The sequence below is a fragment of the Rickettsia endosymbiont of Culicoides newsteadi genome (assembly GCF_002259525.1).
GTDB lineage: Bacteria > Pseudomonadota > Alphaproteobacteria > Rickettsiales > Rickettsiaceae > Tisiphia.
The window spans coordinates 1-965 of the sequence record NZ_MWZE01000169.1 but is presented as its reverse complement, the minus strand read 5'-3'; the positions used below and the strand labels follow the sequence as shown (position 1 = coordinate 965).

Here is a 965-nt window from a genome sequence, read left to right as displayed (position 1 = left end):
CTCTTAAGAAAAATAAACCTTCCATAAATTGCAATTTCGACTTTCCTCTAAATTATAACCTTATCCCGAATTGACGTAATATGGAAAAGAATTAGCTACTTTCTTGGAAAAAGTTTCAGTTGAGTCTGACTTCTTTATAGAAGATAGTATTAAAAGTAGATTGGATATTATATTAGATAATTCAGAGCGTAGTAAGGGGGTGCTAACAGTTCTCATTACAAGTGTAGTATACAAGTATTTTAATCCTTCTCAAGATGTTAGGTACCATCAATCAAATATGCAAAATGGATATTCTGGTAGAAGCTTTGATACAAAATATGTTACTCCATTTTTAAGAAAATATGAATTTTCATCAATGTCTGAAAGTGGTTGGCTAACTCGTTCTCTTGAGCAACCTTATCCATATATTAGACTACAAGGGAAAAATATCACCAAAAGAAGTCGCCGAAGCTTTTTTATTAATTCTTAATCTTACCACCTCTAATTGTAGTTCAATATTTTCTCTTGCTAACTCCTGTAAATAAATAAAATTTTAGATTGTTATATATAGTAAATAAAAAGTTTTGTTTTATAGAAAAATATTCTTGTTATATAAGAGAATTTTTGATATATTGATTGTTATAGTCAACTGATGAGAAGTTGGGGGCGTCGTCGCTCCTAGCCCCAAATTTTCCTGAATTGACTATATAAAGAATTTTTTACAAAGCTCATCAATTTATACAATTTGGAGGTTTAATTATGTCTGTTAAGAAAATTATGAAAGATGTAGAAAAAACTTTACGAGATATAAAAAAAGCTAAGGCAAGGCAACCTAAAAAGCCAGAAAATAATTATTTTGCTATAGATTTGGATATTGTAGATTTGCCATTAGCCCTTACTAATCTTAACACGTCAATTCGGGATAAGGTTATAATTTAGAGGAAAGTCGAAATTGCAATTTATGGAAGGTTTATTTTTCTTAAGAG

Annotated in this window: 2 protein-coding genes; both read left to right on the top strand. The window is 29.4% G+C overall.

All coding sequences use genetic code 11. The annotated features are described in order from the left end of the window. Nucleotides 1-103: 103 nt before the first annotated feature. On the top strand, nucleotides 104-469 hold the full coding sequence (locus tag RiCNE_RS07090) for a hypothetical protein (protein ID WP_094649843.1): 366 nt from the start codon (nucleotides 104-106) through the stop codon (nucleotides 467-469). Between the two features lie 269 nt (nucleotides 470-738). Further along, a complete protein-coding gene (locus RiCNE_RS07085; RefSeq protein WP_094649842.1) occupies nucleotides 739-918 on the top strand; it encodes a hypothetical protein in 180 nt (59 codons plus the stop codon). Nucleotides 919-965 lie beyond the last annotated feature (47 nt).

Bases quoted from the DNA above. Each gene is read 5' to 3' on its own strand.
- RiCNE_RS07085 (WP_094649842.1), top strand. From the start codon at position 739: ATGTCTGTTAAGAAAATTATGAAAGATGTAGAAAAAACTTTACGAGAT.